At 60.1% G+C, this 6,538-nt stretch carries 5 protein-coding genes and 2 pseudogenes; 6 read left to right on the forward strand and 1 reads right to left on the reverse strand.

Annotation, left to right across the window (positions count from 1 at the left end):
- Positions 1-6: 6 nt before the first annotated feature.
- The 6 genes and pseudogenes from G518_RS0113320 to G518_RS35075 form a co-directional block, all read left to right on the forward strand.
- Positions 7-1,002, forward strand: coding sequence for a Bug family tripartite tricarboxylate transporter substrate binding protein (locus G518_RS0113320; RefSeq protein WP_051236588.1), 996 nt, complete (start codon positions 7-9; stop codon positions 1,000-1,002).
- A 361-nt stretch (positions 1,003-1,363) separates the two neighbouring features.
- Entirely contained in the window at positions 1,364-2,140 is a 777-nt protein-coding gene (locus G518_RS0113325) for a TorF family putative porin (protein ID WP_051236590.1), read from the forward strand.
- A gap of 33 nt (positions 2,141-2,173) precedes the next feature.
- Positions 2,174-2,512 (forward strand): P-II family nitrogen regulator, encoded by a 339-nt coding sequence (locus tag G518_RS0113330; RefSeq protein ID WP_028602970.1) that lies wholly within the window; start codon positions 2,174-2,176, stop codon positions 2,510-2,512.
- A gap of 20 nt (positions 2,513-2,532) precedes the next feature.
- The gene (amt, locus tag G518_RS0113335) at positions 2,533-4,188 is read left to right on the forward strand and encodes an ammonium transporter (RefSeq protein WP_156909381.1); all 1,656 of its coding nucleotides are present in this window, start codon (positions 2,533-2,535) and stop codon (positions 4,186-4,188) included.
- 259 nt (positions 4,189-4,447) lie between these two features.
- Positions 4,448-5,646 (forward strand): annotated as a pseudogene (locus tag G518_RS35070) (tyrosine-type recombinase/integrase).
- Positions 5,643-6,209: pseudogene (locus G518_RS35075) on the forward strand (DUF1016 N-terminal domain-containing protein); the annotation flags it as partial. The pseudogenes G518_RS35070 and G518_RS35075, both read left to right, overlap by 4 nt.
- A gap of 142 nt (positions 6,210-6,351) precedes the next feature.
- On the opposite strand, the gene G518_RS40645 reads toward G518_RS35075, so the two are convergent.
- Positions 6,352-6,538 (reverse strand): hypothetical protein (locus G518_RS40645; protein WP_028602972.1); only part of this gene is annotated, 187 nt, incomplete at its 5' end.

A 6,538-nucleotide genomic window follows, 5' to 3' on the forward strand; every position in this document is an offset into this window, starting at 1 on the left:
TAAGACATGATGAGATTCGACTTCACCCGGCGCGCAGCGATCTTCACCACCGCATTGCTTTGCGGCGCCGGGTTCACCGGCGCGCTGCATGCGCAAGCTACCGACTATCCCAACCGTGCGGTGACCCTCGTGGTGCCTTCTCCGCCCGGTGACGGCTCCGATGTGCTCGGACGCCTTCTTGCGCAAGAACTCAGCACCAGCCTGAAGCAGCCCTTCACGGTCGACAACCGGCCTGGAGCTGGCGGTATCCTGGCGTCAGACAGGGCAGCCAAATCAAAACCAGATGGCTACACGCTGCTGCTAGGCAACGCCAGCTCTCACGCCGTGGTGCCTGCGCTTTATACGAAACTCACGTACTCTCCGCAGAAGGATTTCGCACCGGTTGTACTGGTTGCGACCGCGCCAAACGTCTTGGTGGTGGGCAGCGAGCTTCCTGTGAACACGGTGGCTGAATTCATCGCCTACGCCAAAGCCCGCCCTGGAAAGCTCAACATCGCCTCTGCCGGGAACGGCAGCCTTTCGCACCTGGCGGCGGAAATGTTCAAGAACATGGCGGATATCGATATGGTGCATGTGCCCTATAAAGGCGCCACGCCTGCACTGACGGATGTGGCAGCCGGCCACGTTGCCGCCATGATCATCAATATCCCCACGGTCCAGCCACTACTGAAAGGTGGCAAGCTGAAGGCTCTGGCCACCTCAGGCGCCACGCGTGCGCCCTCGTTGCCAGATATCCCCACGCTGGATGAAGCAGGCGTCAAAGGGTATGAGGCCAGCGCCTGGTTTGGCTTGTTTGCGCCCACGGGCACCCCACCGGCCGTGATTGAAAAATTACGCACGGAGAGTGTCCGGGCCTTGCAGGTGCCGGCCATGCGCAATTCGTTTGCGGCGCAGGGCCTCATTCCGGTGGGCAATACCTCCGCCGAGTTTGTGGCTCACATTCAGAAGGATGTGGAGAAATACACGCGGATCGTGCGCATCGCCAAAATCACGATCGACTAAGAACTTAAAGGTCAATCCAATCTGAGAAGAGATTGGTTGGCCTGGGCCTGGGCGTGTGCGTTGCCCAACCCTAGCTGACGCAGTGTGAAAAATTCCGTGGCGCAGGGGTCACCTGGGACCGACAAGCTGTATCCGTGTGGCCCCTTGGGGCCACACCTTTATGGGGCATTAGGTAACGAGTGGTTAATCACCGTTTCTGAATTAATGCCCCTAAACGGTGTGCACTGCAAACTCTATCTGCACTTTTTTGGTGCAAAAATCGAGTTTCAAGCTCGCTCAATCCCCGGTTCTGCCTCTAAAACGAAATTGGCATGCTCCCTGCTTAGGTAATGACGAAGTCCCGTCAACCTATGGAGCAAGCATGACCACCGCATTCAACAAATCGCATCAACTTATCGCTGGCATGGCTTTGCTGGCAGCAGCTATGAGTGCGTCGGCGCAGACCGCTACGCCGCCCGCTGAGAGCGCACCTGCCGCAGCCGCACCAGCCAGCCCGCTGTCCTTCAACGTAGGTCTGATCAGCGACTACCGCTATCGCGGCATTTCGCAAAGCCGGCTTAACCCCGCACTTTCCGGCGGCGTTGACTACGCGCATTCCAGCGGCTTTTATGTAGGCACCTGGCTCAGCTCTATCCAATGGATCAAGGATGCAGGCGGAGATACCTCGGCTGAGTGGGACGTCTACGGCGGCTACAAGGGCACAGCCGGCCCGATCGGCTACGACGTCGGTGTGCTGCGCTATATGTATCCCAGCAACAAACTGGGCGTTAGCCCTAACACCACTGAGATCTATGGTGCTGTGACGTGGGAGATGGTCACAGTGAAATACTCTCACTCGGTGACTAACCTGTTCGGTTTTGATAACAGCAAGAACAGCGGCTACCTCGACGTGTCTGCTGCCTTCGATCTCGGCAATGGCTGGTCGCTGACGCCGCACGTGGGCCGTCAATGGATTAAGAACAATGGCGCTGCTTCCTACACAGACTATTCACTCACCGTAGGTAAAGACCTCGGCAGCGGCTTCACTGCCAGTGCTGCCATTGTCGGTACTGACGCCAGCAAGTCGCTCTACGCCACGCCTTCTGGCCGCTTCACTGGCCGCACTGGGTTGGTCGTGGGCATCAAGTACACCTTCTGATCTCACAGCGGCATTCACAAGGAGAAAAGCATCATGAAAATGATCACAGCCATCATCAAGCCGTTCAAGCTGGACGAGGTGCGAGAGGCGCTCTCGTCACTGGGCGTACAAGGAATCACCGTGACGGAAGTCAAGGGATTCGGCCGCCAGAAGGGCCACACCGAGCTGTATCGCGGTGCTGAATATGTCATCGATTTCCTGCCCAAAGTGAAGATCGAAGCCGCGGTTGACGCCTCCATCGTGGAGCGTGCAATCGAAGCCATCGAGTCATCGGCGCGCACCGGAAAAATCGGAGACGGAAAGATTTTCGTCACCGACATTGAGCAAGTCGTGCGTATCCGCACTGGCGAAACCGGCGTCGACGCGCTGTGATTATCTGGAGCGACAGCATCATGAAACGCATATTTTCATTTTTCGTATTTGCGCTAGCCTTGTTCGCGAGCGTGCCAGCCATGGCAGCGGATTTCCCCGCCTCCAAGGTACTGTTTGAAACCGGCGCGGTTGACGTGGGCCCACAGGGTCAGGAAGCCGTCAAGGGCGCTGCAGCCTACGTGGCAGCGAACAGCGGTGCCAAACTCCTGGTTTCGGGCTACACCGACACCTCTGGTGATCCCGCAGCCAATGCGGAGTTGGCCAAGAACCGCGCCTTCGCGGTGCGTGATGCACTCAAAGGTGCTGGCGTGCCAGAAGCTGCCATCGAGCTGAAGAAGCCCGAGGAAACAGCCAAGGCGGGCAGCCCAGACGAAGCTCGGGCAGTGGAGATTCTCCTGGTGTCAGCAGTAGTTGCGCCCGCTGAAGCGGCAGCGCCTGCGGCTGTCGTGCCGAAAGTTGATTCAGGCGACACCGCCTGGATGCTGACCTCTACCTTGCTGGTGATCTTGATGACCCTTCCAGGCCTCGCGTTGTTCTATGGCGGCCTGGCTCGCAGCAAGAACATGCTGAGTGTTCTGATGCAAGTGTTCGTGATCTTTTCCTTGATCAGCCTGCTGTGGGCTATCTATGGCTACAGCCTGACGTTCAGCGGAGAAGGCAATTTCTTCGGCGGCCTTGAAAAGATCTTCCTCAAGGGCGTGTCGCAGGAAACCTTTGGTGCGCTGGCCACCATTCCTGAGTACGTGTTTATCTCTTTCCAAGGCACCTTTGCAGCCATCACCGTGGCCCTGATCGTCGGCTCTTTTGCCGAGCGCATCAAGTTCAGCGCTGTGCTGTTGTTCGCTGTGCTGTGGTTCACGTTCAGCTACATTCCAATCGCTCACATGGTTTGGGGCGGTGGTTTGCTGGGCAAGGATGGAGCGCTCGACTTTGCGGGTGGTACCGTGGTGCACATCAACGCCGGTATCGCTGGCTTGGTAGGTGCCTACATGCTGGGCAAGCGGCTTGGGTTCGGACGTGAAGCGTTCACGCCACATTCGCTCACGCTCACCATGGTGGGTGCCTCGCTTCTGTGGGTTGGCTGGTTCGGCTTCAACGCTGGCTCCGCTGGTGCCGCCAATGCCAACGCTGGCTTGGCATTCATCAACACCGTTCTGGCAACCGCAGCCGCTACCCTGGCATGGTGCCTGGGCGAGGCGCTTCACAAAGGCATGGCTTCCATGCTCGGCGCAGCCTCCGGTGCGGTGGCTGGTCTGGTGGCGGTGACGCCGGCAGCTGGCTTCGTTGGCCCTATGGGCGCCATCGTGATCGGTGCCATCGCTGGCTTCGTATGCCTCTGGGGCGTGAGTGGCCTGAAGCGCATGCTTCGTGCGGATGATTCCTTCGATGTCTTCGGCGTTCACGGCGTAGGCGGCATCATCGGTGCCATCTTGACTGGTGTATTTGCCTCGCAAGGTCTGGGCGGCACGGGCGGTCTGACACCTGACACCTATGCCATGGGTACTCAAGTATGGATCCAGATCAAGAGCGTGCTGCTGACCATCGTGTGGTCTGGCGTGGTCTCGTTCATCGCCTACAAGATCGTCGATATGGTGGTGGGTCTGCGTGTCACTGAAGAGCAGGAACGCCAAGGTCTCGACATCAGCAGTCACGGCGAAACTGCTTACAACCGGTAATTGCTCAAGCTCGGCGCAAGGTTCGCGCCGAGCAGGTCTCTCCAAGGGGACAATTTTTAGCCCGCCATGTGCGGGCTTTTTTCATTTCACCATGACTCCAGCACCGAACTTCGCTGGACTACGCCGAAGCCCGATACAGCAGGTTTATCAATAACTTAGGCGAGTCCAACATTGCCGGTGCTTTCCGAAACCTGACCCGGCTTCCCCTCTGCTGGCCCCTACATGGCTCTTGGGAATCGGGTCTTTCCGAGGAGTCATCGTGGAAAAACTCAAGCTCACCAAGTCCGCAGTCGATGCGGCACAACCCCAGGCGCAGGCCGTCGAACTCCGGGACACGCTGGTGCCCGGCTTCCTGTGCAAGATTACACCAGCGGGCCACAAGGTCTTCATGCTCCAGTACCGCACGAACGCCGGCGAGCGGCGCAAGCCCGCCCTGGGCCTGTACGGGGAACTGACGGTCGAACAGGCCCGCTCGCTGGCACAGGAATGGCTGGCCGAGGTACGCCGGGGCGGCGACCCCAGCGCGGCCAAGGCCGCCGCCCGTTCAGCCCCCACGGTCAAGGAACTGTGCACCAAGTTCATGGAGGACTACTCCAAACAGCGCAGCAAGCCCAGCACCCTGCGTGGGTATCAGGCCGTCATCGACCGCTGCATCGTTCCGATGCTGGGCCGTTTGAAGGTTCAGGACGTAAAGCGGCCGGACGTGACCACGGCGATGAAGAAGATGGCCCACAAGCCGGCCGAGGCTAACCGCGCTTTCAGCGTGATGCGCAAGATGCTCAATCTGGCCGAGGTGTGGGCCATCGGCCCGATGGCACCAACCCCTGCCGCCACGTCCCGATGTACCCCAACGGCAAGGCCACCCACCTCATCAGCGACGAGGACATGGGCAAGCTGTTTCGGCGACTGGAGTACATCGAGGCCGAGGGCCTGGAGAACTACGTCATCCCGCTAGCGATTCGCCTGCAGTTCGAGTTCGCCGGCAGCCGCTCCGAAATCGTGACGCTCCAATGGGCTTGGGTGGACCTGGACAACCGCCGCGTGGTCTGGCCAGACAGCAAGACGGGCGGCATGTCCAAGCCCATGAGCGAGGAAGCCTATCGGCTGCTCTCGGCGGCGCCACGGCAGGAAGGCATTCCCTACGTGCTGCCGTCCCCAAGCCATCCCGGCAAGCATCTGACCACGGGCGAGTACTACGGGGGCTGGAGCCGCGCCCTCAAGGCGGCGGGCGCGGCCCATGTGGGCACGCACGGCATCCGCCATCGCTCGGCCACGGACATTGCCAACTCGGGCATCCCTGTCAAGGTCGGCATGGCGCTGACGGCGCACAAGACCGTGGCGATGTTCATGCGCTACGTCCACACCGAGGACGACCCGGTGCGCAAGGCCGCCGAGTTGATGGCGAACCGGCGCAAGACAATCACCGAGGCGCAGCGGCCTGCGGGGGTGGTCGCATGACCAGGAAGACGCCTGCGGCGGTGGGAGCCGCACCCGCCGCCGTACCTGCCGGCTACGCCGGCACCCACGGCGGCATCGTGGAACTGCTCGATGCCGCGCGCCAGGCAGCAGCGCGTAGCGTCAATGCGCTGATGACGGCCAGCTACTGGGAGATTGGCCGCCGCATCGTGGAGGCCGAACAACAGGGCAAGCGGCGCGCGGGGTACGGCGAACAGTTGATGGCCCGGTTGTCCGCCGACCTGACCGCGCGGTTCGGGCGGGGCTTTGGCGTCAACAACCTCGAGAACATGCGGCGGTTCTTCCTCGCATACCCTGTTTCCGAGATTTCCCAGACACTGTCTGGGAAATTGGGAAACGAGCCGCCCGGCCAGAAATCCCAGACGGTGTCTGGGAAATTGAGCCTCGCCGAGCTGGCGCAGGTGTTCACTCTGCCGTGGTCAGCTTATGTCCGGCTGCTGGTGCTCAAGGACGACCATGCCCGCCGGTTCTACGAAACCGAGGCGCTGCGTGGCGGCTGGAGCGTGCGCCAGCTTGACCGGCAGATCGGCAGCCAGTTCTATGAGGGGTCTCCTCGTTTTCAGTGCAATAAGTGACGGTACGAAAAGCTAGCACTGGCGCGGAGGTGGTGTTGGTAGATCGTTGATTTCATTGACTTTCCTGTTCACTTTCAAATCTGCGATTCGTGGCGTCAAACCGTGGTCGGTTTCATCCATTGGTGCCAGTTATCGATGCATTTGGCCGCGAAGGCAGGATTTGGTCAGCATAGCGGTCAACCGGGAAGCGAAACACACCCCGCAAGTTGATGCTCTCCAGCCTGGTGGGCGCAATCTTCGGGGTCGATTTGTTTTCGTTGTCAAAAGTGACGGTAGGAGATCGAGCACTGGCGTAGGGG

It is taken from the genome of Ottowia thiooxydans DSM 14619, from assembly GCF_000422885.1.
Taxonomy (GTDB): Bacteria; Pseudomonadota; Gammaproteobacteria; order Burkholderiales; family Burkholderiaceae_C; genus Ottowia; species Ottowia thiooxydans.

What these genes read in the sequence shown, in the direction of transcription:
- G518_RS0113320 (WP_051236588.1), top strand. Translation starts at nt 7, where the DNA reads ATGATGAGATTCGACTTCACCCGGCGCGCAGCGATCTTCACCACCGCA.
- G518_RS0113325 (WP_051236590.1), top strand. Translation starts at nt 1,364, where the DNA reads ATGACCACCGCATTCAACAAATCGCATCAACTTATCGCTGGCATGGCT.
- G518_RS0113330 (WP_028602970.1), top strand. Translation starts at nt 2,174, where the DNA reads ATGAAAATGATCACAGCCATCATCAAGCCGTTCAAGCTGGACGAGGTG.
- amt (WP_156909381.1), top strand. Translation starts at nt 2,533, where the DNA reads ATGAAACGCATATTTTCATTTTTCGTATTTGCGCTAGCCTTGTTCGCG.